The 26,043-nt window shown below is 27.6% G+C and carries 19 protein-coding genes; 6 read left to right on the top strand and 13 right to left on the bottom strand.

Annotated features, from left to right (window positions below; genetic code table 11):
* Positions 1-6: 6 nt before the first annotated feature.
* The 6 genes from hemA to ftsY form a co-directional block, all read right to left on the bottom strand.
* On the bottom strand, positions 7-1,029 hold the full coding sequence (gene hemA / locus HF862_RS09100; RefSeq protein WP_304206601.1) for a glutamyl-tRNA reductase: 1,023 nt from the start codon (positions 1,027-1,029) through the stop codon (positions 7-9).
* Positions 1,026-2,006, bottom strand: a complete 981-nt coding sequence (gene hemB / locus HF862_RS09095) for a porphobilinogen synthase (protein WP_170187554.1) — start codon at positions 2,004-2,006, stop codon at positions 1,026-1,028. The genes hemA and hemB overlap by 4 nt, the downstream gene beginning before the upstream one ends.
* A 98-nt stretch (positions 2,007-2,104) precedes the next feature.
* Complete coding sequence (gene nifJ / locus HF862_RS09090) at positions 2,105-5,677, bottom strand: pyruvate:ferredoxin (flavodoxin) oxidoreductase (protein WP_170187553.1); 3,573 nt, start codon at positions 5,675-5,677, stop codon at positions 2,105-2,107.
* Positions 5,678-5,738: 61 nt separating this feature from the next.
* On the bottom strand, positions 5,739-6,941 hold the full coding sequence (locus tag HF862_RS09085; protein WP_170187552.1) for an acetate/propionate family kinase: 1,203 nt from the start codon (positions 6,939-6,941) through the stop codon (positions 5,739-5,741).
* A 51-nt stretch (positions 6,942-6,992) separates the two neighbouring features.
* A complete protein-coding gene (gene pta / locus HF862_RS09080; RefSeq protein ID WP_170187551.1) occupies positions 6,993-8,009 on the bottom strand; it encodes a phosphate acetyltransferase in 1,017 nt (338 codons plus the stop codon).
* 182 nt (positions 8,010-8,191) lie between these two features.
* The gene (gene ftsY / locus HF862_RS09075) at positions 8,192-9,469 is read right to left on the bottom strand and encodes a signal recognition particle-docking protein FtsY (protein WP_170187550.1); all 1,278 of its coding nucleotides are present in this window, start codon (positions 9,467-9,469) and stop codon (positions 8,192-8,194) included.
* Between the two features lie 177 nt (positions 9,470-9,646).
* On the opposite strand from ftsY, the gene recR reads away from it, so the two are divergent.
* Positions 9,647-10,240, top strand: a complete 594-nt coding sequence (recR, locus tag HF862_RS09070) for a recombination mediator RecR (protein ID WP_170187549.1) — start codon at positions 9,647-9,649, stop codon at positions 10,238-10,240.
* 242 nt (positions 10,241-10,482) lie between these two features.
* Here recR and efp read toward each other — a convergent pair whose 3' ends face one another.
* From efp to HF862_RS09055, 3 genes are read right to left on the bottom strand one after another with little or no spacing between them, the layout of a single operon-like run.
* Positions 10,483-11,046, bottom strand: coding sequence for an elongation factor P (gene efp / locus HF862_RS09065; protein ID WP_027128939.1), 564 nt, complete (start codon positions 11,044-11,046; stop codon positions 10,483-10,485).
* An 11-nt stretch (positions 11,047-11,057) separates the two neighbouring features.
* A complete protein-coding gene (earP, locus tag HF862_RS09060; protein ID WP_170187548.1) occupies positions 11,058-12,221 on the bottom strand; it encodes an elongation factor P maturation arginine rhamnosyltransferase EarP in 1,164 nt (387 codons plus the stop codon).
* Complete coding sequence (locus tag HF862_RS09055; RefSeq protein ID WP_170187547.1) at positions 12,208-13,188, bottom strand: NADH:flavin oxidoreductase; 981 nt, start codon at positions 13,186-13,188, stop codon at positions 12,208-12,210. Before HF862_RS09055 ends, earP begins: the two co-directional genes overlap by 14 nt.
* Positions 13,189-13,351: 163 nt before the next feature.
* On the opposite strand from HF862_RS09055, the gene HF862_RS09050 reads away from it, so the two are divergent.
* Positions 13,352-14,956: an ABC-F family ATP-binding cassette domain-containing protein gene (locus HF862_RS09050; protein WP_170187546.1), complete on the top strand. Its 1,605-nt coding sequence runs from the start codon at positions 13,352-13,354 to the stop codon at positions 14,954-14,956.
* Positions 14,957-15,130: 174 nt separating this feature from the next.
* The gene (locus HF862_RS09045; protein ID WP_170187545.1) at positions 15,131-16,483 is read left to right on the top strand and encodes an MATE family efflux transporter; all 1,353 of its coding nucleotides are present in this window, start codon (positions 15,131-15,133) and stop codon (positions 16,481-16,483) included.
* Positions 16,484-16,694: 211 nt separating this feature from the next.
* Here HF862_RS09045 and sstT read toward each other — a convergent pair whose 3' ends face one another.
* Positions 16,695-17,924 (bottom strand): serine/threonine transporter SstT, encoded by a 1,230-nt coding sequence (sstT, locus tag HF862_RS09040; RefSeq protein WP_170187544.1) that lies wholly within the window; start codon positions 17,922-17,924, stop codon positions 16,695-16,697.
* 194 nt (positions 17,925-18,118) lie between these two features.
* On the opposite strand from sstT, the gene HF862_RS09035 reads away from it, so the two are divergent.
* Positions 18,119-18,769: a hypothetical protein gene (locus tag HF862_RS09035; RefSeq protein ID WP_170187543.1), complete on the top strand. Its 651-nt coding sequence runs from the start codon at positions 18,119-18,121 to the stop codon at positions 18,767-18,769.
* A gap of 51 nt (positions 18,770-18,820) precedes the next feature.
* Here HF862_RS09035 and HF862_RS09030 read toward each other — a convergent pair whose 3' ends face one another.
* The gene (locus tag HF862_RS09030) at positions 18,821-20,116 is read right to left on the bottom strand and encodes a sigma-54-dependent Fis family transcriptional regulator (RefSeq protein ID WP_206039075.1); all 1,296 of its coding nucleotides are present in this window, start codon (positions 20,114-20,116) and stop codon (positions 18,821-18,823) included.
* 186 nt (positions 20,117-20,302) lie between these two features.
* On the opposite strand from HF862_RS09030, the gene HF862_RS09025 reads away from it, so the two are divergent.
* On the top strand, positions 20,303-21,220 hold the full coding sequence (locus HF862_RS09025; protein WP_170187542.1) for a DMT family transporter: 918 nt from the start codon (positions 20,303-20,305) through the stop codon (positions 21,218-21,220).
* Between the two features lie 11 nt (positions 21,221-21,231).
* Positions 21,232-23,793, top strand: a complete 2,562-nt coding sequence (locus HF862_RS09020; RefSeq protein WP_170187541.1) for an FAD-dependent oxidoreductase — start codon at positions 21,232-21,234, stop codon at positions 23,791-23,793.
* Positions 23,794-23,927: 134 nt separating this feature from the next.
* Here the strand turns inward: HF862_RS09020 and HF862_RS09015 are convergent, their stop codons facing one another.
* Together HF862_RS09015 and gltS are read right to left on the bottom strand one after the other, a co-directional pair.
* A complete protein-coding gene (locus HF862_RS09015; protein WP_170187540.1) occupies positions 23,928-24,455 on the bottom strand; it encodes a hypothetical protein in 528 nt (175 codons plus the stop codon).
* 263 nt (positions 24,456-24,718) lie between these two features.
* A complete protein-coding gene (gene gltS, locus HF862_RS09010) occupies positions 24,719-25,942 on the bottom strand; it encodes a sodium/glutamate symporter (protein WP_170187539.1) in 1,224 nt (407 codons plus the stop codon).
* Positions 25,943-26,043: the final 101 nt, after the last annotated feature.

The following is a 26,043-nucleotide window of genomic DNA, read 5'->3' as shown; positions in this document are numbered from 1 at the left end:
GAAATATTAATCAGTCTCCATTTTTTCTTTCCATTGAAACCATTTCTCTAATTTTTCTATTTGCTCATAAATTAAAAATTCAAATTTTTCTAAAATGTTCTCTCTATTTTTTACATTCCTATTATATACATTCCAAACATCATCCAAATTAAATAAATCTATATTTTGTAATTTAGATAATTGTGGATCTATATCCTTAGGCACTGCTAAATCTAAAAAAATATATTTTTTATTAGTTTTTATTTTACTTTCTAATTCTTCTTTTTTTAATACAAGATGTGGGGCAGAAGTGACACTTATTACAATATCTGATTCAATTACTGCTTCATTCTTTTTATTAAAACTTATTACACTAACATCTTTATAGATATTTTTTATTTCTAAAGCTTTATGCTCAGTTCTATTTGTTATTGTTATATTTTTTGTATTTTCTTTTATTAAAAGATGTAATATACTTTGTGCTAAGTCACCTATTCCCAAAATTAAAATTTTTTTATTTTCTAATATATCTATTGAATCTTTTATAAATTTAAGTGATATAGCTTCTAAAGATAAAGCATTATGAGATATCTCACTTTCTGTTCTAAATTTTTTTCCTAATTCTATTCCTTTATTAAATATCACATTTAATAATTTACTGCTTGTATTTTTTTCTAAAGAATCCAAATAACTTTTTTTTATTTGAGCTAAAATTTGGTCTTCTCCTTTTATTATTGAATAAAATCCACAACTTACTTTAAATAAATATTCTATCGCCTCTTTTCCAGATTTAAAAAATATTTTTTCAAATTTAAAAAATTCTTTTACTTTAGTTGTATTCAAAAAATCTTTTAAAGAATTTTTACCTAAATCTATATAGAATTCCACTCTAAGACATGTTATAACACTTATATATCCTTCAATATAACTATCTTTTTTTAAATATTCAATAAACTTCTCAGGATTTTTTTTTATAAAATTTTCTCTTTTTTCAGTATCATACTCTAAATGTGATATTCCGATAACTATAAAATTCTCTAATTTCATTATAATATTATTTCTCCATCTTTTACCCATCTTGCTATATCTTTAGCATGATAAGTTATAATAATATCTGCTCCTGCTCTTTTCATAGCATAGATATTTTCCATAACTATATTCTTTTCATTAATCCATCCATTTTTACTTCCTGCTTTTACCATGGAATATTCTCCACTTACATTATAAGCTACTACTGGTAAATTAATTCTATTTGATACATCTTTTAATACATCTAAATAAGCAAGAGCTGGTTTTACCATAATAAAATCTGCTCCTTCTTCAATATCTGCTTCTATTTCTCTAAAATACTCTTTATTATTTCTAAAATTCATTTGATATGTTTTCCTATCACCAAAACTAGGAGCAGAATCTGCAGCATCTCTAAAAGGCCCATAATAACTTGAAGCATATTTTACACTATAAGCCATTATTGGAATATCTACATATCCATTTTCATCTAAAGTTTTTCTAATGGCTTCTATTCTTCCATCCATCATATCTGAAGGAGCTACTATATCAGCACCAGCTTTTACATGAGATAAAGCTATTTTGGAAAGATATTTTAAAGTTATATCATTATTTACATCACAATTATTTAATATTCCACAATGACCATGTGAAGTATATTCACACATACAAACATCAGTGATTATTAAAATTTCTGAAAATTTTTCTTTTATAAATCTAATAGCTTTTTGCACAATACCATTATCATTATAAGCCTCACTACCAATTTCATCTTTTATTTTAGGAATTCCAAATAATAATATAGATTTTATTCCTAAATCAACTATTTCTTTTATCTCACTTTCTAAATTATCTATTGATAATCTGTATTGATTAGGCATAGAATCTATCTCTTCTCTAATATTTTTTCCTTCTTCTATAAATAGAGGATAAACTAGTTGATTTAAATTAATTGTTACATTTTTTACCATTTCTCTCATTACTGATGATTTTCTTAACCGTCTAGTTCTTATAAACATTTTATATTCTCCTTATATAATAAATTGGGACCGATATACATCGATCCCATATTTATCATTATTTAATTAGATTTTACAACTTAAGAAATAACTAACTATTAGTCTTCTTTAGAGAAATCCATAGCTGCTAATCTCTTATATTGTTTCCATCTTCTTTGAGCATCTGCTTTATTTTTTATGAATAATGCTTCAGCATGAGCAGGATTTGCTTTTTTCAATGTAGCGTATCTTACTTCACCTAATAAGTATTCTTCATATTTATCCCAGTTAGGTTCTTTACAATCTATTATTAGTGGATTTTTACCTTCTGCTTCTAATGCTGGGTTATATCTAAATATTGGCCAGTATCCACATTCAGTAGCAAGTTTCATTTCTAATTGAGATTTGTTCATTCCTTTTCTAATTCCATGGTTGATACATGGTGAATAAGCTATGATGATTGAAGGTCCTTGGTGAGCTTCAGCTTCAGCTATAGCTTTTAAGAATTGTTGTTGGTTAGCTCCCATAGATACTTGAGCAACATAGATATGTCCATAAGACATTGCTATTGCAGCTAAATCTTTTTTCTTGAATGCTTTACCAGCAGCAGCGAATTTTGCAATTGCTCCTGTAGGAGTTGATTTTGATGCTTGTCCTCCTGTATTAGAGTAAACTTCTGTATCTAATACGATTACGTTAACATCTTCATTAGTTGCTAATACATGGTCTAATCCTCCATAACCAATGTCATAAGCCCATCCATCTCCTCCAACTATCCATTGAGATTTTTTAACTAGATATTGTTTTAAAGAAAGGATTTCTTTAGCTACTTCACATCCACAAGATTCTAATGCTGGAACTAATTGATCTTTAACTTCTCTTGTTACTACAGAAGAATTTCTATTTTCTATCCATTTTTTGAATAGAGCAGCTACTTCTTCTCCAACTTGATCCATTGCTTTTTCCATTACAGTTTGAATTCTATCTCTTAAAGCTTCAACTGCAACATGCATTCCCATTCCATACTCAGCATTATCTTCAAATAATGAAGATCCCCAAGATGGTCCATGTCCTTCTGCATTTTTACAATATGGAGTTGATGGAGATGATCCTGAATAAATTGAAGAACATCCAGTTGCATTAGCTACCATCATATTTTCTCCAAATAATTGAGTTATAGCTTTTAAGTATGGAGTTTCTCCACATCCTGGACAAGCTCCGTTGAACTCAAATAATGGTTGAGCAAATTGAGATCCTTTAACAGTATTTTTAGCCATTAAATTATCTTTATAAGTTACTTTGTTATACATATATTCTGCATAAACATCTTCTTTATCTTCTTTAGCTGTATCGATAGGTACCATTACTAATGCTTTTTCTTTAGCTGGACATACATCAGCACAAGATCCACATCCTGTACAATCCATTATTGACACTTGCATTCTATATTTTAATCCATCAAATCCTTTTCCAATAGGGTTAGCAACTTCTAATCCTTCTGGTGCATTTGCAACTTCATTTTCATCTAATAAGAATGGTCTGATTGCAGCATGAGGACATACATATGAACATTGTCCACATTGGATACAGTTAGCCATTTGCCATTCTGGAACCATTACTGCAACTCCTCTTTTTTCATAAGCTGCTAATCCATTTTCCATAGTTCCATCTTCATATCCTTTGAAAGCTGAAACTGGTAAATCATATCCTCTTACATGGTTAACTGGATAAGAGATATTTTCAGCATATGCTTTAGTTTTATCTTCACATCCGCATCCACAAGAAGAGCAACATTCGTCTGAACAAGCTTTAGTTTCTACTGGTAAATCTTTCCATGCTGGATCTACAGCAATTTCAACTAATCCATCTGCTCCTACATCGATAGCGTCCCAGTTTAATTTAACGATATCGTCTCCTTTTTTAGCGTAAGATTTTTTAGCATAATCTTTCATATATTGTTGAGCTTCTTCAAATGGAATAATGTCAGCTAATTTGAAGAATGCAGATTGCATTATTGTGTTAGTTCTATTTCCTAATCCTATTTCTCTAGCAAGTTTAGTTGCGTTGATAATATAGAATTTTGCATTTTTCTCAGCTAATAATTTTTTGAAATCATTAGGAATATGTGTTAATACTTCATCTTTATCCCATACACAGTTTAATAAGAATGTTCCACCATCTTTTAAGTTGTTGATCATATCATATTTTCCAACATATGCTGGTACTGAACATGCAACAAATGAAGGTGCATTTAATAAGTATGTAGATTTAATTGGTTTTTTACCAAATCTTAAGTGAGATCTAGTAACTCCTCCAGATTTTTTAGAGTCATATGCAAAATATGCTTGTGCATATAAATCTGTTTTATCTCCAATAATTTTTATTGAGTTTTTGTTTGCTCCAACTGTACCATCAGATCCTAATCCAAAGAATAGGCATCCTTTTAATCCAGGTTGAGAAACAACTGTATGGTTAGTTAATGGTAAAGATGTGAAAGTAACGTCATCTTCAATACCAATTGTGAATCCATTTTTAGGTTCATCTTTTGTTAATTCATCATATACTGCAAATATTTGAGCAGGTGTTGTATCTTTAGATGATAATCCGTATCTTCCTCCAACTATTACAGGAGCATTTTCCATTCCATAGAATAAAGCTCTTACATCTAGATATAAAGGCTCTCCAATTGATCCAGATTCTTTTGTTCTATCTAACACAGCAACTTTTTTAGCTGTTTTAGGGAATACATCAAAGAAATATTTAGAAGAGAATGGTCTATATAAGTGAACTTTTACTAAACCAACTTTTTCTCCTTGAGCTACTAAGTAATCAACAACTTCTTCTGCTGCTTCACAAACAGAACCCATTGCAACTATTACTCTTTCAGCTTCTGGATGTCCTACATAGTTAAATGGTTTATAATCTCTTCCAGTTACTTTTGAAATTTCTCCCATATAGTAATTAACGATATCTGGTACTGCTTCATAGAATTTATTTTGAGCTTCTCTTCCTTGGAAGTAGATATCATCATTTTGTGCAGAACCTTTAGTTACTGGGAACTCAGGGTTTAAAGCTCTTTTTCTGAATTTCTCTACAGCTTCCATATCTATTAAGTTTTTAAATACTTCATAATCCATAACTTCAACTTTTTGAATTTCGTGAGAAGTTCTGAATCCATCAAAGAAATGTAAGAATGGAATGCTTGATTTAATAGCTGCTAAGTGAGCTACTCCTGCTAAGTCCATAACTTCTTGAACTGAGTTAGTTGCAAACATTGCAAATCCAGTTTGTCTAGCTGCATAAATATCTTGATGGTCTCCAAAAATTGATAATGCATGAGTTGATAGAGCTCTTGCAGATACATGGATAACACCTGGTAATAATTCTCCAGCTATTTTATACATATTAGGAATTTTTAATAATAATCCTTGAGAAGCTGTATAAGTTGTTGTTAAAGCCCCTGCTATTAATGAACCGTGAACAGTTCCTGCAGCTCCTGCTTCTGATTGCATTTCTACTAATTTTACTGGAACATCAAATATATTTTTCATTCCTTTTGCTGCCCATTCATCAGTATATTCTGCCATTGGTGATGATGGAGTTATTGGGTAAATTCCTGCTACTTCTGTAAATGCATATGATGCATATGCAGCAGCTTGGTTACCATCCATTGTTTGCATTTTTTTTGCCATGTTGTTTCCTCCCTTTGACTCTTTAAATTTATTTATTTTATGTTTTTTGGCTAAAATTTAATTATAATTTTGTTACTATTTCAAAAGTATCTCTAGCTATTGCTAATTCTTCATTAGTTTGAATTTTGAAAACTTTTACTTTAGAATCAGCTGCTGATAAATCAACAGTTCCTTTTTTTCTAACATTATTTACTTCTGGATTAATTTTTACTCCCATAAATTCTAATCCTTCTACTACTCCTGCTCTTACTCCAGCAGCATTTTCTCCTATTCCACCAGTGAAACAAATTGCATCTAATCCACCTAATTGTGCTGCATAGTTTCCTACATAAGCTTTTATTTTATAGATGAACATTTGCTCTGCAAGAATTGCTCTTTCATCTCCTTCAGCAACTCCATTTTCCATATCTCTACAGTCAGAAGATTTTCCATATACTCCAAGAATTCCTGATTGTTTATTTAATCTAGCATCCATTTCTTTATCAGAAAGATTTCTTTTTCCTTTAATAAATAATACTGCTGCTGGATCTATATCTCCACATCTAGTTCCCATCATTACACCTTGTAATGGAGTAAGCCCCATAGATGTATCTATACATTTTCCATCTTTTACAGCAGATATAGATGCTCCATTTCCTAAGTGACAAACAATTATTCTTGAATGTTCTGGATTTCCTAATGCTTTTATACATTCTTCAGAAACAAATTTGTGAGATGTTCCGTGGAATCCATATTTTCTAACTTTTAATTCTGTATAATCTTCATATGGTAAAGCATACATAAATGCTTTTTTAGGCATTGTTTGATGGAAAGCTGTATCAAATACTCCTACATTAGGTTTTCCAGGCATAAGTTCCATACAAGTTTCAATACCCATTAAGTTAGCTGGATTATGTAAAGGTGCTAACTCATTATTAGCTTCAATAGCTTTCATAACTTCTGGCGTTAAAAGAACTGATTTTGCAAATTCTTCTCCTCCGTGAACAACTCTGTGTCCTATAGCATCAACTTCATCTACTGATGCTACAACTCCTATTTCTTTATCAGTTAAAGTGTTTATTAATAATGTTAATGCTTCTTTATGAGTAGGCATAGGGCTTAAAAATTCTTTTTCAAAATCTTTAGCTGGAACTTCATATTCCATTCTAGAACCTTCTATACCTATTCTTTCACATAGTCCTTTTGCAAAAACTTCTCCATTTTCAGGATTTAATAATTGATATTTTAAAGATGAGCTTCCACAATTTATAACTAAAACTTTCATTTAAAAATACACTCCTCAATAATAAATAATTTTATGTTTTTAAATTTTTAATTAATCTTCTACCCCACACATTGCACAAGCTTGTGCTGAAGTAACTGCTGTTAATACAACAATATCTTCTGCTGAACATCCTCTTGATAAGTCATTGATAGGTGATGCTAAACCTTGAATGATTGGTCCATAAGCATTTGCACCAGCTAATCTTTGAACTAATTTATATCCTATATTTCCTGCTGCTAAAGTTGGGAATATTAATACGTTTGCATTTCCAGATACATCTGATAATGGAGCTTTAATTTCTCCTATTGATTTAACAATAGCTGCGTCTGCTTGTAATTCATCATCAAATCTAAATCCAACTTTTCTTGCTCTTAATATTGAACCTGCTTCTTTTACTAAATCGACACATTCATGATTTGCAGAACCTTTTGTAGAGAAAGTTAATAATGCTACTCTTGGATTGATTCCTGCTATTGTTTGAGCTGTTTCGGCTGCTGAAGTTGCAATATCAGCTAATTGCTCAGAAGTTGGTCTAGGAATTACTGAACAGTCTCCAAATAATAAAACATTTCCAAATAAATCTTGTTTTTGTGTTAATTCCATAACAAATACAGAAGAAACTGTTTTTACTCCTGGTTTAGTTCCTATAACTTGGATTCCTGCTCTTAATACGTTTGCTGTAGGTGATAATGAACCAGATACCATTCCATCTGCATCACCCATTTTAACTAACATAGCTCCTAAGAAGTTTACATCTGTTGTTAAAATCTCTTTTGCTTTTTCAAAAGTCATTCCTTTTTTTGCTCTCATTTCTGCAAATTTATGAGCATATTCATCCATTCTTTCAAATTTTTCAGGGTCAACTATCTTTGCTCCTTCTAAAGAAATTTCATAAGCTTTAGCATCTAAAGCTATTCTCTCAGCATTTCCAATTAATACTGGACGTGCTAATTTTTCTTTTAAAATTTCTGCTGTTGCTCTTAAAACTCTTTCATCTGTTGCTTCAGGTAGAACTATTCTACTGTAAGCTTGTAAAGCTTTCTTTCTTACTTTTCCTAAAAAACTCATTTTTATCCTCCCTTGATAATTTTCACTTTAACTTTATTATGTAGAAATTTTTAACTGTTAAACAATATTAAACATTTTTAAAAAACTTTCACATATATATTAACAAATTTTCAAGATTTTTACAATATTTTTTAAAAGTTTTTTATTTTTTTCTTAAAGATTATTGTAATATTTAAAAATTTTTAATCAAAAATAGCATCTATATAATCTTTAATATTAAATTCTCTTAAATCTTCTATTTTTTCTCCCACACCTATGTATTTAATAGGTTTCTTTATTTCTTCAGATATACTGAACACTATTCCACCTTTTGCTGTTCCATCAAGTTTTGTAACTATAAATCCTGTTAATTTTGTTACTTCATTAAATATTTTTGCCTGAGTAAGTCCATTTTGTCCAGTTGTTCCATCAATAACTAAAATAGATTCATATCTATTATGTCCTAATTTTTTTTGTATTATATTATTTATTTTCTCAAGCTCTTTCATAAGATTACTTTTATTATGTAATCTTCCTGCTGTATCTATAATCAAAATATCAGCTTTTTTATCTTGAGCTACTTGAATAGCATCAAAAACTACAGAACCTGGGTCACTTCCCTGTTCTTTTTTTACAACTTCTACATCTGCTCTTTTTCCCCACTCTTCTAATTGTTCTATAGCTGCTGCTCTAAAAGTATCAGCAGCTCCAACAATTACTTTTTTCCCTTGAGCTTTATATTTTTTAGCAAGTTTCCCAATAGTTGTAGTTTTTCCAACTCCATTTACTCCTACAATCAATATTACATTAAGTTCTCCATCAACTATATCTAATTGATTTCCCTCATTAATAAGGAATCTTTCCATAACTTCTTTTAAAACGCCATATATTTCCTCAGGATTTTTTATATCCCTTTTATTTATTTCTTTTTCTAAAGCACTTACTATTTTTACAGTCATATCAAAACCTATATCTGATTGAATAAGTAGCTCTTCTAATTCTTCATATAAGTCATCATCTATAGTAGTTCTTCCTGAAAAAATATTTTTTATTTTATGAAATAATCCTTCCCTTGTTCTAAATAACTTTTCTTTTAGACTAACAAAAAAACCTTTTTTCTCTTTTTCTTCTTGTTTTTTTTCTATTATTTCATTTTCTATTTTTTCTACTTTATTCTCTTCTTCTAATACATTTCCTTTTTCTTCTATTTCTATATTTTCTGATTTTTCCTTGTTTATCTCCTCTATTTTTTTTAAGTTTCCTTTTTCTTCTTCAAAAATTATTTCTTCTTTTTCTGTTTCTACATTATCTTTTTCAATTTCTAATCTTTCTTTATTTTCATTTATATTTTCTATAATTTGCTCTTCTACTTTTTCTTCTACAAGATTATTTTCTTGTTCTTGAACAAGATTTTCAAGAGTTTCTTTTTTCTTTTCCTCCTCTTTTTTCTTTCTTCCAAAAAATTTATCAAAAAATCCCATTTCTCCTCCATAAAATAATTATTATCTTTTAATACATTATCTATTCTTATTATCATATTTTACCACAATTTTAGTTTTTTTTCAATATTTATGCCTTTTCCCATAATACCATTGCAAAAAAAAAAATTATATTATAAAATATGAATAAATTATTAAATAGCTTATGAAAGGAAAAAAATGAGTTCTAAACATTTAGAAATATTAATTGATGAATTTAATAAACTTCCAGGAATAGGGAGAAAATCTGCCACAAGGCTGGCTTTTTATGTGTTAAATACACCTGAAAAAGAAATTGAAACTTTTATCCAAGCTCTTAAGGATTCAAAAACTTTAGTAAAAAAATGTTCTGTGTGTGGTAATTATAGTGAAGAAGATATTTGTGATATTTGTAGTAATCTTAATCGTGACCATGAAACAATTTGTGTTGTAGAAGATTCAAGAGATATTATCACTCTTGAGAAAACAGGAAAATTTAATGGAGTTTATCATATTTTAAATGGAAAAATTGCACCTTTAGATGGAATTACTCCAGATAAATTAAATATAAAATCTTTGTTAGAAAGAGTTAGTAAAGAAAATATTAAAGAAATTATTTTTGCTTTAAGTTCTGATTTAGAAGGAGAAACTACAGTTATGTATTTAACTAAACTTTTAAAGCCTTTTGGAGTCATAGTTTCAAAATTAGCTAGTGGAATTCCTATGGGAGGAAATATAGAATTCGCTGACAATGCTACTATATCTAAAGCTTTAGAAGGTAGAGAAATTCTATAAAAATAAAAAAGTCATTGATTTTTATTTTAAATAATACAATGGCTTTTTTTAATTAAGTTTTATCAGTTACACTTTATTTAAATTTTTTAACTTTATAAAGATTTTATTTATACCTTTTAATTTATTCCTAGAAAATATAGTATAAAATAACTCTTAATATGATTATAATAATTTTTTCTATATTAAATTTAATTATCATATAAAAAAGCCTTGGAAAATATCCAAGGCTTAATTTATTTTAATTATTTTTTAATTCTTTCAACATATTCGTCTGTTCTAGTGTCTATTTTAATCCATTCACCTTGTTCAACGAATAAAGGAACTTGAATCTCAAATCCAGTGTTTAATCTAGCTGGTTTTAAAACTTTTCCAGTAGTATCTCCTCTTAATCCTGGTTCAGTATATTCAATTTGTCTTTCAACAAATGTAGGTAATTCTACTGCAACTGGAGTTGACTCATAGTATTCTACTGCAACTTCCATTTCTTCCTCTAAGTAGTTTAAAGCGTTTCCTAATTCTTCAGCTGATAATTCAATTTGGTCCCAAGTTTCTGGATTAGAGAAGATGTAGTTAGTTCCATCATTGTATGAATAGATACATTTAACTTTATCTAATCTGATATCGTCCATTTTCTCATCAGCTTTTAAAACTGTATCAACAATGTTTCCAGCGATTAGATTTTTCATTTTTAATTTCATTACCGCAGCATTTCTTCCAGATTTGTTGTACTCTGCTTTTAATACGATAAATGGATCATTTCCTATTTTAATAGTAGACCCTTGTCTTAATTCTTGAGCAAATTTCATTTTGTCCCCCTTTAAATTTCATTTATATATGTATATAATTTTTTTGTTAGATTGCATTTTTCTAATAAAAATTTGCTATATTCTTCACAAATCTTATTTATTGTATGAAACTTTTCAAAGAAAATAGAAAAATCCTCTTTTCCTCTTTCAAAGGAATTTGTTTCTCTATCATTATATTCATCTAAAAGTTTAAAATATTCTTTTAATACTTTTTTTTCTTCTTCATTTAAAGAAATACTTTCAGAAAATCTATCTAAAAAAGCTCTCAATTTTAACATATGAACTTTATCTTCTTGTAAGTATATATGCCATAAAAAAGGTTTTCCTATAAGAAGAGCTCTAACAATAGAATCTTCTCCTCTTGTAAAATTAAAATCTACAGCTGATATTATTTTATCATATTCCTCTTGTGAAAAGAACTGAGCATTATACAGATATATTTTATCATATTTTTTCCACTTTAAAAAGTCCTCTGTTAAATTTTTTTCAAAAAATTTAGAAAAACTTTTTTGAGTTTTTTCTCCCATAAGAATCAAAACAGTTTCTCTTTCCTGTTTATTAAGAGTTTCTAAAAGATTTTCAAAGTTTTTTTCATAAGAAAATATTGTTCCAACCATTTTGTTATTAAAATTAAAATCTTGAAAAAACTCTCTTAAAACTTTCTCTCTATTATTTTTTCCATATTCTTTATTTTTCAAAAACTCTTCATCTATTAATATTCCACCACTTTTTTCTGAAAAACCTGGCATATAAAATATTTTTTTTAAAGTTTTAGAATCTATTAAAGACTGCTTTAGATGAAAATCTTCTATCCATTTTTCTCCTGAAAGATATTCTAAATTTATCCAAAGTTTTGATTGTACTTTTCCTAATTTGATATATTCTTCAAATATATCACAACCAAAAGCTTCTACTATTATATCAGAAACTCCAAATTCTTCAAAATTTTTTTTAAAAAAATCTTCAAATATATATTCTATTCCATTAATTACTTGATATTCTCTATAAGTAGCTTCTTTATTAATTTTTATTAATTCCTCTAACTTATTTAAAATAACCCTTATTCTTGCTGAAGGAAATACTCTTTTCATCTCTTTAGCAAATCTATAAACTACTCCAATATCTCCATAATTATCTATAACATCACAAAATATATCAATACTATTTGGTTTCATTTTTTATCCTTCTCAAATATGATTCTCTTGCTTTTTTCATCCATCTATTTGTAAATATCATGGCTCTACCAACTGCTACCATGTCTAAAAGATTATTTTCTATTAAATAACTAACCTGTTCTTCTGTTCTTATATTTCTAACACCTATAACAGGAATATTAAGGTGTTTTTTAATTTGAACTCCCATATAAATAACCCAATCTAAATTAAAACTTTTTTCTTCTGGATAATTTTCAGGAAAATTATCTATTTTAGCTGCTTGTCTAAATCTCTCTTCTGGAATTCCAGTAGAAATATGTAATAAATCTACTCCAAGCTTTTCTAAATATTTTGCTATTTCTATTCCATCTATTAGACTAGGCTCATTTCCTCCCATTCTATATCCAAGAATAAAATTTTCATCAAAAAGTTCTCTAGTCCTTTCAATCAAAGTTTTATTGAAATACATTCTCTTTTGAAAATCTCCACCATATTTATCCTCTCTTGTATTCCATAATCTTGAATTTAATTGTGATAATAAATATGTATGAGCCCCGTGAATTTCTATTCCGTCAAATCCACATTTTTTAGCTCTTTTAAAAGCTTCAACAAATTTTTCTAGTATATCATCTAAGATAGTTCCCTCTACATCCTTTATATTTTTTCCAAACCCTGCATGATGAATTTGAATAAGCATTGGAATTTCATATTTTTTACCAATTAAAGCTATTTTACTAAGTCCCTCTATAAAACTATCATCCCAAATTCCTAATTGGTTTTCACGAAGTTTTCCATCAGAACTTACACAAGTAGCCTCTACTATTATCATTCCAACTCCATCTCTTGCAATTCCTTCATACCATTTTAGAAGTTTACTTGTTACATATCCATCTTCTTCTATCATTGAGAATCTAACAAGAGGTGGTAAAACAACACGATTTTTTATCTCTATATTTTTTATTTTCAATGGGGTTAATATATTATTCATATTCTCTCTACCTCATAAAAATTTCACAGAGTATATAATAACATTAAATTTTATTATGAGCAAGTGTTTTTTTATTTTTGGTAAAAATATATTTTATTTTTTTGTACTTTATGTTATAATAGAGCGAATGTTAAATTTTAAATATTTAGGAGGAATACTATAAATGATTTCTACAAGTAATCTATCAATGAGGTTTCCTGATAAAAAACTTTTTGAAGATGTAAACATTAAATTCACACCAGGAAACTGTTACGGATTAATTGGAGCTAATGGAGCTGGAAAATCTACTTTTGTTAAAATACTTTCTGGAGTTATCACTCCAACTGAAGGGGAAGTTATATTAGATAAAAACAAAAGAATGGCTGTTTTATCACAAAATCACTTTGCTTTTGAAGACTCAAAAGTTTTAGATGTTGTTCTTATGGGACATAAAAGACTTTGGGATATTATAGTTGAAAAAAATGAAATCTATGCTAAAGAAGATTTTACAGAAGAAGATGGAATGAGGGCTGCTGATTTAGAGGGAGAATTTGCTGAACTTAATGGTTGGGATGCTGAATCTGAGGCTGCTACATTACTTACAGGACTTGGAATAAAAGCTAATCTTCACGAAGCTTTTATGAGAGATTTAGAGGAACCTTTAAAAGTTAAAGTTTTACTTGCACAAGCATTATTTGGTCATCCAGATGTACTTCTTTTAGACGAGCCTACAAACGGACTTGATATAAAAGCTGTTGCTTGGTTAGAAAATTTCTTAATGGATTTAGATGATACTACTGTTATTGTTGTTTCTCATGATAGACATTTCTTAAACAAAGTTTGTACACATATAGCTGATATAGACTATGGAAAAATTAAAATGTTTGTTGGAAACTATGATTTCTGGTATGAGTCAAGCCAACTTATGTTAAGTTTAATAGCTAATAAAAATAAAAAATTGGAACAAAAAAGACAAGAATTACAAGAATTTATAGCTAGATTCTCAGCTAATGCTGCTAAATCTAAACAAGCTACATCTAGAAAGAAACAATTAGAAAAATTGCAACTTGAAGATATGCAGGTTTCAAATAGAAAATATCCATTTATTGAATTTAAACCTGATAGAGAAGCTGGAAACAATATGTTAAAAGTTGAAAATATTTCTAAATCTATAAATGGTGTTGAAATTTTCAAAGATTTATCTTTCACTATCAATACAGGAGATAAAGTAGTTATTATATCTGATAATGATATTTTAAAAACAACTTTACTTTCTGTTTTAGCTGGAGATTTAGAACCAGATACAGGAAGTGTTACTTGGGGAGTTACTGTAACTCATGCTTATATGCCTAAAGATAACTCTAAATTCTTTGATGGTGTTGATTTAGACCTTGTTGAATGGTTAAGACCTTATTCTCCTGACCAACATGACGCTTTTGTTAGAGGATTTTTAGGAAGAATGTTATTTACTGGTGAAGAATCTCTTAAAAAAGCCAAAGTTTTATCAGGAGGAGAAAAAGTTAGATGTATGTTATCAAGAATGATGATGTCAGGAGCTAATGCATTACTATTTGATAACCCTACTGACCACTTAGACCTTGAGTCAATTACATCTTTAAACAAAGCTCTTATAAAATTCCCTGGAACAATTGTATTTGCTGGACATGACCATGAGTTTATCCAAACAGTTGCAAATAGAATTATAGAAATATTACCAGATGGAACTATAGTTGATAAATTAATGTCTTATGACGACTATATCCAAATGAAGATAGAACAAGAAGATTAATAATTATTATTTTAGGTTGTGGGCAATTTGTCCACAACTTTTTTATTTAATATTCTTAATTCTAATTTTTTGCATATAATGTTAATTTTAAAATTTTAATTTCTAAAATTAATTTTTTCCTTAAATTTATGATATAATTTATCTTAAACAATTAATTTTCAAGGTGATTTTTCAATGCAAGCAAAACAAATTGATTTTTCCAATGGAAAAGTCATTGAAAACATATTTTTATCAGCTTTTCCTATGATGATAGCTCAGACATTAAGTCTAATGTATAATATTGTAGATAGAATATATTTAGGTAGAATTCCTAATGAGGGAACATTGGCTCTTGCTGGAGTTGGAGTTTGTTTCCCAATTATTTCTCTTATTAATGCTTTTACAAATTTATTTGGAAGTGGGGGAGCCCCTCTCTGTTCTATTGAAAGAGGAAAAAATAATTTAAAAGAAGCTAAAAATATCATGAACACTTCATTTTATATGTTAATAATTACTAGTTTCATTTTAACATTTTTAGGTTTATTTTTTTCAAAACCTCTATTATTTTTATTTGGAGCCTCTAATACTCTTATGAATTATGCTTTACCTTATATGAGAATTTATCTTTTAGGAACAATTTTCACTATGATTTCTCTTGGCATGAATCCCTATATAAATTCTCAAGGTTTTGCCAACATTGGAATGTTAACAATTTTTTTAGGAGCTATTACAAATATTATTCTTGACCCTATTTTTATATTTATCTTGGATTTTGGAGTAAATGGAGCAGCTATATCAACTGTTATTTCCCAATTTATATCAGCTATATTTGTTTTAAAATTTTTAACTGGTGACAGAGCAGAATTAAAATTACAAATTAAAAATCCTATAAAATTAGAAAAGAAAAGAATGTTTGATATTATAAGTCTTGGAACTGTAAGTTTTGTTATGCAAGGAACTAATAGTTTAGTTCAGATTTTTAGCAATAATATGTTAGGATTATTTGGTGGAGATTTATATATTTCTATCATGACAATTATAAATTCTATTCGCCAAATTTTAGATACACCTCTTTCAGCTTTAACTGATGGAGTTTCTCCTTTTTTAAGTTTTAATTATGGAGCTAAAAAATATAAAGATTTAAAAAGAACTATTATTATAGTTACTATTTTAGGATTATTTTATACAGGAATTATTTGGGGGTCTGTATTATTATTTCCAGAATTTTTTATAAAAATTTTTAATGATGATAAAAATCTTATAGAAAAATCTATATCATCTTTACATATCTATTTCTTTGCTTTTATCTTTCAAGCTTTGATGTATAGTGGGCAAACTGTTTTCAAATCATTAAATAAAAAGAAATATGCTATTTTCTTTTCATTGTTCAGAAAAGTTATAATTGTTGTTCCCCTAACATTTTTATTGCCAAGAGTTAGTAATTTAGGTGTACAAGGGGTATTTATGGCTGAACCTGTTTCAAATTTTTTAGGTGGATTACTTTGTTTTTCTATAATGACAATTACAATTTTAAAGAAATTAAAATAACAAAACATATTTATAATTAATTTAAATTATAGTATTCTTTACTTGAAATATAAAATGTACTAAATAGATATTATAATAAAATTTATTTTTTCATTTTTTTATATCATTGTGTTTTACTACATTATATATTTTAAAGATAAATTTATTTTTGAATAGAAAAATACACCTCTAAAAATAATTTAGAAGTGTATTTATATATTTCTTAGGATTATTATTTTATAACTATTTCTTTTCCTTCTTTTCTCCAGTTTGAAAATTCAGCTATACTTGTAAATAATACATCTGTTGAAGAATTTAAAGCTGTTTCACAAGAATCTTGAATTACTCCAATTATAAATCCAACTCCAACAACTTGCATTGCTATATCATTAGGAATTCCAAATAAACTACAAGCAAGTGGAATTAAAAGTAAAGAACCTCCAGCTACTCCAGAAGCTCCACAAGCACTTATAGCTGATAAAACACTTAAAAGTATTGCTGAGAAAAAATCCACTTGTATTCCTAAAGTATGAGCAGCACTTAAAGCAAAAACAGAAATTGTAATAGCTGCTCCCCCCATATTTATTGTAGCTCCTAAAGGAATTGAAACTGAATAAACTTCTTTATCTAGTCCAAGTCTATCACATAAATCCATATTTACAGGAATATTTGCTGCTGAACTTCTTGTAAAGAAAGCTGTAATTCCACTTTCTCTTGTACATTTTAATACTAATGGATATGGATTTTGTCTTATCATTATATAAGTTATTATAGGATTTACTACAAAAGCTGTAAAGAACATGCAAGCTAATAATAACACAATTAATTTTCCATAAATTAATAAACTTGCTATTCCACTTGTACGCATTGAATTAAATATAAGTCCCATAATACCAAATGGAGCAAATTCTATAACAAATTTTACTGTATTTAAAACTACTTCTGATATTTCTATTATAACTTTTTTAGTATTTTCTGTAGCTTCTCTTAAAAAGAATCCAAAAGTTATACTCCAGAATAAAATTCCAATATAATTTCCTTTTAATAAGGCATTAACAGGATTGTCTACTAAATTCATTAAAAGTCCTTTTAAAACTCCATAAATATTTTCTGGAGGTACTATTGAACTTTCCCCAGCTTTTAAAACTAATTCAACAGGATATACAAAACTTCCTACAACAGCAACTACAGAGGCTATAAAAGTTCCAAAAAGATATAAAATTATAATTGATTTCATATTTGTTTTTTGCCCTTTTTGATGTTGTAATATGGCTGCCATAACAAGTACAAAAACTAAAACTGGTGCTATTGATTTTAAAGCTCCAACAAATAAGTCTCCTAATAAAACAATTCCACTTAATTTTTCAGGAGCTATATATGCTAAAGTTCCACCTATTATTAATCCTGCTATTATTCTCTTTATTAAACTAATACTTGTCCATTTTTTTAGTAATTCTCTCATTCATCTCTCCTTTTTCTTTAAATTAGATACAACTGTTCTCACATAAAAAACAGTATATCATAAATAAAATTTTTATACAAGATTTTTTTTAAGAAATAAAAAACTTTTTTATATTTCAATGTTTTTTTTATTTTTTAATTGATTTTCATATAAATTTAAAGTAAAATTAGATATATTTTTACAAGGAGTTTTACATGAATCAAGCTATAATAGAAATTAAAAATATAATAAAAGAAAATTTAACTACAATTTTAAGTTTATTAACTAAAAATAAAGAGATTGGATTTTGTATTTTATGTGGAAATAATGAAAAAATTACAAAAGAACATCTAATTCCTCAATGGACTTTTGAAAAAAATATAAAACTTGGTTTTTATGATGAAAACAATTGTCTTTTTTCCTTTCATAATACCTATATTCCTTGTTGTAAAAAATGTAATTCTATCATTTTAAGTAAAGTCGAACAATATATAAAAGATATTTTTTCTAAAGAGGAAAAGACTTTTTCTATTTTAGAAAAAGAAAATATTATTTTTTGGTTAAAATATATTATATTTAAAATTGAAATCTTAGGTTTTGAAAAAATTGAAAGTAAAGATTTAAAAATAAAAAAAGAAAAGACCAATAGTATAAATTTTTCCACTAATCAAAAAATTAATTATTTTTTAATTTTTGAAAATTTTTTAAAAGGTATAACAGAAGAGAATATTAATTCACTTATAATAAAAAAAGATATTGAAAACAAATATTTTAAATTTTCCTATAAAAAAGGAGAGTTTATATTTTTAACTCTCCCTCAATGTCATGTATCTATTTTTTATAAGTTTTTTGAAACTAAAAAATAATATTCATTAAAGTAACTATTTTAAAACTATTTTAATAAAATATAATATTTTTTACTTTTCTATTCCGTATCTTTTCATTTTATTATATAAAGCATTTCTGCTTATTCCTAAAGCAGAAGCAATGTGAGTCATATTTCCATCATAAATTTTTATAGCTTTTTCTATCTCTCTTTTTTCTAATTCTACTAGAGGTAAAATTTTATCCTCTACTTTTTCTATCACTCCACATTGATTTATTTCAATTCTATTTCCTAAATTATCATGAGTCATACAATGACATTCATCAAAATTTATATCATAAGTACTTATTCCATCCAATACAACAAAGTTTTCTACAAAATTTTGTAACTCTCTTATATTTCCTGGCCAACAATAAGATATAATTTTTTGGAAAAGAGGTTTAGGAACTTTTGGAATAGGCTTATTTAATTCAATACTTTTTTCTTTTAATAAATGTTCTAAAAATATCGGAATATCACCTATTCTCTCTTTTAGTGGTGGAATATTTATATTAAAAGCATTCAATCTATAATACAAATCTTTCCTAAATCTCTCTTTTTTTATTTCATCTTTTAAACATTTATTAGTAGCAGCTATTACTCTTACATCTACTTTAGTACATTTTTTGGAACCTATTTTTGTTACACATTTATCTTGTAAAACTCTTAAAAGAGAAACTTGCATATTAAGTGGCATTTCTCCTATTTCATCTAAAAATATTGTTCCTCCATTAGCTAATTGAAATTTTCCTATATATCCTTGTTTATTAGCTCCTGTAAAAGCCCCACTTTCATAACCAAATAATTCACTTTCTATAAGTTCTCTAGGTATTGAACCACAATTTACAGGAATAAATGGAAAATTTCTTCTTGAACTATTATTATGAATGGCTCTAGCAAAAAATTCTTTTCCTGTTCCACTTTCTCCTGTTATAAGAATATTACTATTTCCATCAGCTATCTTTTTACATTCATCAATGACTTTTAAAATTTGTGGACTTTTTCCTATAACATTTTCAAAGGTATATTTTTTTTCGTTTGTATAAGAATCATTTTCATTTAAAATAGTTTTAAAAAAATCTTTTTGTTTTAATAAAATTAAATATTTTCCCTCTTCTTTTTGAGAAAAAATCATAAAAAATAGATTTTTATAAGTTTTTGTTAACAACTTAAATCCCATTTTTAAGGCTTCTTTTTCTCTTAATTCCTCTATTATTTCATTAACATTTATTTTTTCTCTACCAAGATATTCATTAGCACACTTATTTGAATATTGAATTTCCCCTAAAATATTACATAAAATAACACCAATTTCTATTTCTTCTAATATTTTATAATCAAACTTCATAATTCCTCCATTGTAATTTAAAATTACACTGTCACTAATAATTACATTAATTATACTATAAAAAATGACACTTTTCTAGTTTTTTATTTTTTTATAATTTTTTTTATTGATAAAATAAGATTTAAAAATTTTGGCATAATATTTGCTATTTTTATATAAGTTTAAAAAAATTTTAAGGAGTATTTTATGAACAATAGAACAAAAGGAATTTTATTAGGTGTTATTGTTGGTTTTGCTTGGGGACTTGACTCTACTTTAATGGGAAAAATCAATGTTCCTCCTCTTGTATCAGCTTTTTTTCACGATAGTTTTGCTTTCATTTGGATTGCTTTAACCTTACTTTTTTCTAGTCAATTAAAAGGTGTTTTCGAACTTTTAAAGACTAAAAAAGGAAAAGCTACAGCTGTGGCTGCTTTAGTTGGGGCTCCTGTTGGAATGAGTGCCTATTTATTGGCTATAAAATATGCTACAGCTCCATATGCTTCTAGTATATCTGTTATCTATCCAGGAATTGGTGCTCTTCTTTCATATTTCTTATTAAAAGAAAAACTTACTAAAAGAGCTGTTCTTGGAATTTTCATCAGTCTTTTAGGTTCTTTTATGTTAGGGTTTAAACCTACAGGAAATATTCCTGAAACTTTCGGAACAGGAATTTTATTTGCTTTACTAGCTGTGTTAGGTTGGGCTTCTGAGGGAGTTATTATTGGATTTGCTATGAAACATATAAAAGATGAAGACCATATAAAAGCAATTCCACAACAATTTTTATATTTAAGATATTTTATCTCTATGATAATTTATGGATTTATAGTAGTTCCTCTATCTGGTGGACTTGGTACAGCTTTCGAAGTTATAAATAATGGAACTGTTTTTAAATTTGGTGGTATAGCTATTCTTGGAGCTATAACATATCTTTGTTGGTACAAAGCTGTTGATTTAATAGGAGCAGCTATGGGTACAGCTCTTAATTCAACTGCTGCTTTATGGACAATTATATTTAGTATTGTTCTTTTTGGAGCTCCTATGAATTTACACCTTATAATTTGGGGATTAGTTATTGTAACTGGAGTGTTTATTTTTGCTATTGAACCTAAAAAAAGATAAAGGAGAAAATCATGTTAAAAGAAGAAATCATTGAAAATATGCAAAAAATAGTTTCTGAGTGTATGGGTGAAGAAAATCCAGCTTGTGTCACTACTTGTCCTATGCATACAAATGTTAAAGAATATATTAGACTTCTTAGAGAAGGAAAAGGAGAAGAAGCTTTACTTACAGTTAGAGAAAAATTATTTTTACCTGGAACTTTAGGAAGAATTTGCGCTCATCCTTGTGAAGGTAAATGTAAAATCAATGAGATAAACTCTCCTATGAGTATTGCTGGTTTAAAAAGATATATAGCTGACCACTATGATGATGAAAAATTATGGAGTTTAGAAAAAGAAGACTATAAAAATAAAAATGTAGCTGTTATTGGAGCTGGTCCTTCTGGATTACAATCTGCTTTAGACCTTATTAGAAAAGGATATGGAGTAACTGTTTTTGAAAAATTACCTGTTAAAGGTGGAATGATGGCAGTAGGTATTCCTGAATATAGATTACCTAGAAATATTCTTACTAGAGAGATTAGTTATTTAGAAAAATTAGGCGTAAAATTCCGAATGAATTGTGAAATTGGAAAAGATATAGAATTTGAAACTCTTTTAAAAGACTTTGATTCTGTAATTGTAGCTGTTGGAAAACATAAAGGTAGAGTTGGAACTAATCTATCTTCAAAAAATATTTTAAGTGCTAGCTCTTTTTTAAAAGAAGCAGCTTTATCAAAAGATAAAAAACTAGATTTAGGAAAAACTGTTCTTGTAGTTGGTGGTGGAGATGTAGCCATGGACTGTGCTAGAACTTCAAGAAGAATATCTGGTGTTGAAAAAGTTTATTCTGTATGTTTAGAAGGTTCATTTGATGAAATGACTGCTTCTAAAGAAGAAGTTAAAGGAGCTTTTGAAGAAGAAATAGAATTTTTACATGGATATGGGGTTAAGGATATAAGTCTAAATGATGATTCTTCAATTGATAAAATAACTCTAAAAAAATGTTTATCTCTATTTGATGAAAATCACATGTTTTCTCCAAAATTTGATGAAAACCAACTTAGAGATATTTCTTGTGACACTATTATTTTTGCAATAGGTCAAGAAGTTGATAATAGTTTTGCAAACAATTTACTTTCTCAAAAAAGAAATTCTACTTTTGAATGTGATAGAGAAACTCTTCAAAGTAAAGATATTGAAAAAGTATTTATTACAGGAGATGCTAGTGGAGAATCTGTTATTGTAATACAAGCTATGGCAACAGGTCGTCGTGCTGCTGAATCTGTTGATAGATTTCTTAATAATAAAGATTTAAAAGAGGGAAGAGAGATTTCAAATACATCTAGTTATGATACAAAATTAAGAAGAGATGTTGATTGGACAGATATTTTAGAAAGAAGAGTATCTATGCCTCACTTAGACCCTAAAGAAAGAATAAAATCTTTTGAAGAGGTTTCACTTGGATATACTCAAGAACAAGCTCAATTTGAAGCTGATAGATGTCGTCAATGTGAATGTAGACTTTGTATGAAAGAATGTATGATGTTAAAAGATTATACTTCTTGTCCAAAAGAGCTATTTAGAGATTATTTAGAAAAAGGATATCAACATATGGAAAAAATGATTGCTTTTTCTTGTAATGAATGTTCTCAATGTACTATTAAATGTCCAAAAGATTTAGATTTAAAATCTAATTTTATAGAATTAAAAAGACAATATATCAGAGACAATGGAAATAAACAAGTTATAGAAAATCTTTTAGACAGTGATAGAATACAAGCTTTAGAATGTAATCCTACTTATTGTACATCTGTCCAAGATAAAAAATCTCCTAAATATGTTTTTGTACCTGGATGTACAATTCCAGCATATAAACCTGAATTAGTAGAAAAAGTTTATGCTCATTTAAAAGAAACTTTAGGTGATGATGTTTCAGCTATGTTGAGATGTTGTGGAAAAGTTACTAATATGATAGGAGAAGAAGATAAATTTAAAATTAGAAATAAAATGGCTAACGATGAGATTGAAAAAATTGGTGCTGATACAATTATAACAATTTGTCCATCTTGCTATAAAACTTTTGTTTCTACAAGTGGAAAAAAAGTTATTTCTTATTGGGATTTAATGAGAGAAAAAATTGGTTTACCAAAAGAAAGTTTAAATAAAGGTATAAACAGTGATGTTGTATTTAATATCCATGATTCTTGTGTAACTAGAGATATATCATCTCACCATGAAAATATTAGATGGATATTAAAAGAACTTGGATATAAATATGAAGAAATGAATAATATAAAAGAAAATACTAGATGTTGTGGAGTAGGAGGAATGGTTTGTTCTTCTAATCCAGCTCTTTATGAAAAAATTTATACTAGAAGAGCTAATGATTGTACTCAAGATTCTGTAATAAGTTATTGTGGCTCTTGTAGAGGAACTTTAGAAGCAGCTGGAAAAGATTCTTTACATATTCTTGATTTAATATTTGGCGATACTTATACAGAAAGTACTTTTGAAAAAAGAAGTTATAAATCAGAAGACGAAATGTGGGAACATAGACTTCTTACTAAAAAACTTTTGGATAACACAAAATAATATATAAATTTTCCATTCTATCTAATCAATAATGTTGATTAGATAAAAAGAAAAAGGACTAAAGAATTTTTATAATGGATTATTATAGAAATTTGATTAAGTCCTTTTTTTTATAAAAAATTATTTAAAAATTTTTATTTTTTTATTTTAATTACTTCATCTTTAATTTTTATTTCGCTCTCATAAATTTTTATCATTTCTGGTTTTCCATCAGCTGGAAATACAAAAGTACTTTTTACAGCAGCTTTTTTTGGTATATTAACATCATCAAATGGTCCTAAAGAGAAAACTGCAAAGCCATCAGTATCTAAAAGTTGTAAAGATTTTTTCTCATGAAGATTTGTCAATCTTATCATTTTATCTGTCTCATTTTTCAAACCAACTACCACTTTATATCCTAATTCATCTTCTGTTACAGTTAAAACTGAAGCTTTTACATTTTCTTCAAAAAGTTTTTTGTCATAAATGATTAAAGCTTCATCTAAGCTTTCTCCATCTTTTCTTCCCATATCTACACCATCTTTTACACCTTTTAAAATATTCTTTCCTGTAGATACTGCTTCTGATACCACTGAAGATACTACTTCTGTTACGGCAGATTTTTCTTCTGAATATGATACTATAGAAACTAATAATCCTAAAACAAAAATTGTTTTTTTCATTTTCTCCTCCTTACATCAACATATCATAGATTTTTTATATGCCCTCTTATATTTAATATTTTTTCATAATGGGTTTTATCTTATTTGTTACCACATTAAATATATAAAAGGAGAATCATAGCCTTTTTAATCCCTACTTTATAATATCAACATATCAAATTTATTTTAACAAGTCAAGAAATATTTTATTATAATTTTTCTTTTAAACAAAAAACAGCCCATAATGGGCCATTTTTTGTTTTTTATTATTTATGACTTTTTCTTTACTTAAACATATTTATTGCTGTTATAATTACAGGCATTTGGAATATATCTATTAAAAATGCTCCTGTTAAAGGTACTATTAAATATGGATTTACTGTATAACCATATTTAGAACTTACCTCTTCCATGTTTATCATAGCATTTGTTGTAGCTCCAAGACCTGAACCACACATTCCTGATATCATTACAGCAGCATCATAATCTCCTCCCATAGCTTTAAATACTATAAATCTTGTATAAACCCACATAAATAAAACTTGAGCCATTAAAATTATTAATAAAGGTACAGCTAAAGCAGCTAGTTCCCATAATTTTAAAGAAATTAAAGCCATTGATAGGAAAATATTTAATGAAGTTTCACCAATGATATTTAAAAGATTTCTATCTAAATCAAGCCATTTGAATTTAATGTTTAAATTATTAAAAATAATTGCACAGAACATAGCCCCTACATATGAAGGTAAAGCAATTCCTAATTGAGATTTTAAGAAAGTACTTAAAGCAATTCCTAGAGTCATTACAATTGAAAGCATTGTTACATGGCTCATCATTGAATTAAAAGTAATTTCTCTTCTTTCTGTAGATGATTTTTTCTCAACTTGGTCTTTATTTACTACATCTTTTGGTTTTAGATTAAATTTTCTAATTAAATGAATAGCTAATGGTGAACCTAAAAGTCCTCCAGCTATAAGTCCAAAAGTAGCTGCTGATAAAGCTACTGTTAACCCTCCAGTTACTCCTAATTCTTCTATTGTTTGACCAAAAGCTCCAGCTGAACCATGTCCTCCTGACATTGAAACTGACCCAGCCATTACTCCTAATAATGGATTAATTCCAGTTACTTTTGCAAGACTTACACCTATTACAGTTTGCATAAATGTCATAACTCCACTTAAAAGCCAGAAAATAATTAATAATTTTCCACCTTTTTTTAATCCCTCTATTGAAGAACCTAATCCTATTGTTGTGAAAAATACAACCATAAAAGGAGTTTGGAAAGTTGTATCATAAGATATACTTCCTACACCAATAACTCTTATAATTAAATGAACTGTTGCAAATAAGATACCTCCCAATACAGCTGCTGGTATTCCAAATCTATCAAGAAAAGTTAATTTTTCTTTCATTTTTTTACCAACAATTAAAGAAATTAATCCAATAGCAATAGTCCCTATCATATCAAAATTAAACAAAATTCCTAGTTCATTGAAACCAAAATTCATACTTTACCCCCTCAAACTTTTATTTATTTTTTTAAATTTAACATTACATCATATATTAAAGCCCCTGCTAATTTGGAAGTTCTACTATCTATATCGTAAGT

The sequence above is a fragment of the Fusobacterium sp. FSA-380-WT-3A genome, assembly GCF_012843705.1.
In the GTDB taxonomy this organism is placed as follows: Bacteria; Fusobacteriota; Fusobacteriia; order Fusobacteriales; family Fusobacteriaceae; genus Fusobacterium_B.
The sequence above is the reverse complement of the archived record's forward strand: the minus strand, read 5'-3'. Positions and strand labels throughout refer to the sequence as shown.

Bases quoted from the DNA above. Each gene is read 5' to 3' on its own strand.
- nifJ (WP_170187553.1), bottom strand. From the start codon at position 5,677: ATGGCAAAAAAAATGCAAACAATGGATGGTAACCAAGCTGCTGCATAT.
- HF862_RS09035 (WP_170187543.1), top strand. From the start codon at position 18,119: ATGAATCAAGCTATAATAGAAATTAAAAATATAATAAAAGAAAATTTA.
- HF862_RS09020 (WP_170187541.1), top strand. From the start codon at position 21,232: ATGTTAAAAGAAGAAATCATTGAAAATATGCAAAAAATAGTTTCTGAG.
- gltS (WP_170187539.1), bottom strand. From the start codon at position 25,942: ATGAATTTTGGTTTCAATGAACTAGGAATTTTGTTTAATTTTGATATG.
- HF862_RS09045 (WP_170187545.1), top strand. From the start codon at position 15,131: ATGCAAGCAAAACAAATTGATTTTTCCAATGGAAAAGTCATTGAAAAC.
- efp (WP_027128939.1), bottom strand. From the start codon at position 11,046: ATGAAATTTGCTCAAGAATTAAGACAAGGGTCTACTATTAAAATAGGA.
- pta (WP_170187551.1), bottom strand. From the start codon at position 8,009: ATGAGTTTTTTAGGAAAAGTAAGAAAGAAAGCTTTACAAGCTTACAGT.
- HF862_RS09085 (WP_170187552.1), bottom strand. From the start codon at position 6,941: ATGAAAGTTTTAGTTATAAATTGTGGAAGCTCATCTTTAAAATATCAA.
- recR (WP_170187549.1), top strand. From the start codon at position 9,647: ATGAGTTCTAAACATTTAGAAATATTAATTGATGAATTTAATAAACTT.
- HF862_RS09025 (WP_170187542.1), top strand. From the start codon at position 20,303: ATGAACAATAGAACAAAAGGAATTTTATTAGGTGTTATTGTTGGTTTT.
- ftsY (WP_170187550.1), bottom strand. From the start codon at position 9,469: ATGGGATTTTTTGATAAATTTTTTGGAAGAAAGAAAAAAGAGGAGGAA.
- earP (WP_170187548.1), bottom strand. From the start codon at position 12,221: ATGAAACCAAATAGTATTGATATATTTTGTGATGTTATAGATAATTAT.
- HF862_RS09050 (WP_170187546.1), top strand. From the start codon at position 13,352: ATGATTTCTACAAGTAATCTATCAATGAGGTTTCCTGATAAAAAACTT.
- HF862_RS09030 (WP_206039075.1), bottom strand. From the start codon at position 20,116: ATGAAGTTTGATTATAAAATATTAGAAGAAATAGAAATTGGTGTTATT.
- HF862_RS09055 (WP_170187547.1), bottom strand. From the start codon at position 13,188: ATGAATAATATATTAACCCCATTGAAAATAAAAAATATAGAGATAAAA.
- hemB (WP_170187554.1), bottom strand. From the start codon at position 2,006: ATGTTTATAAGAACTAGACGGTTAAGAAAATCATCAGTAATGAGAGAA.
- HF862_RS09015 (WP_170187540.1), bottom strand. From the start codon at position 24,455: ATGAAAAAAACAATTTTTGTTTTAGGATTATTAGTTTCTATAGTATCA.
- sstT (WP_170187544.1), bottom strand. From the start codon at position 17,924: ATGAGAGAATTACTAAAAAAATGGACAAGTATTAGTTTAATAAAGAGA.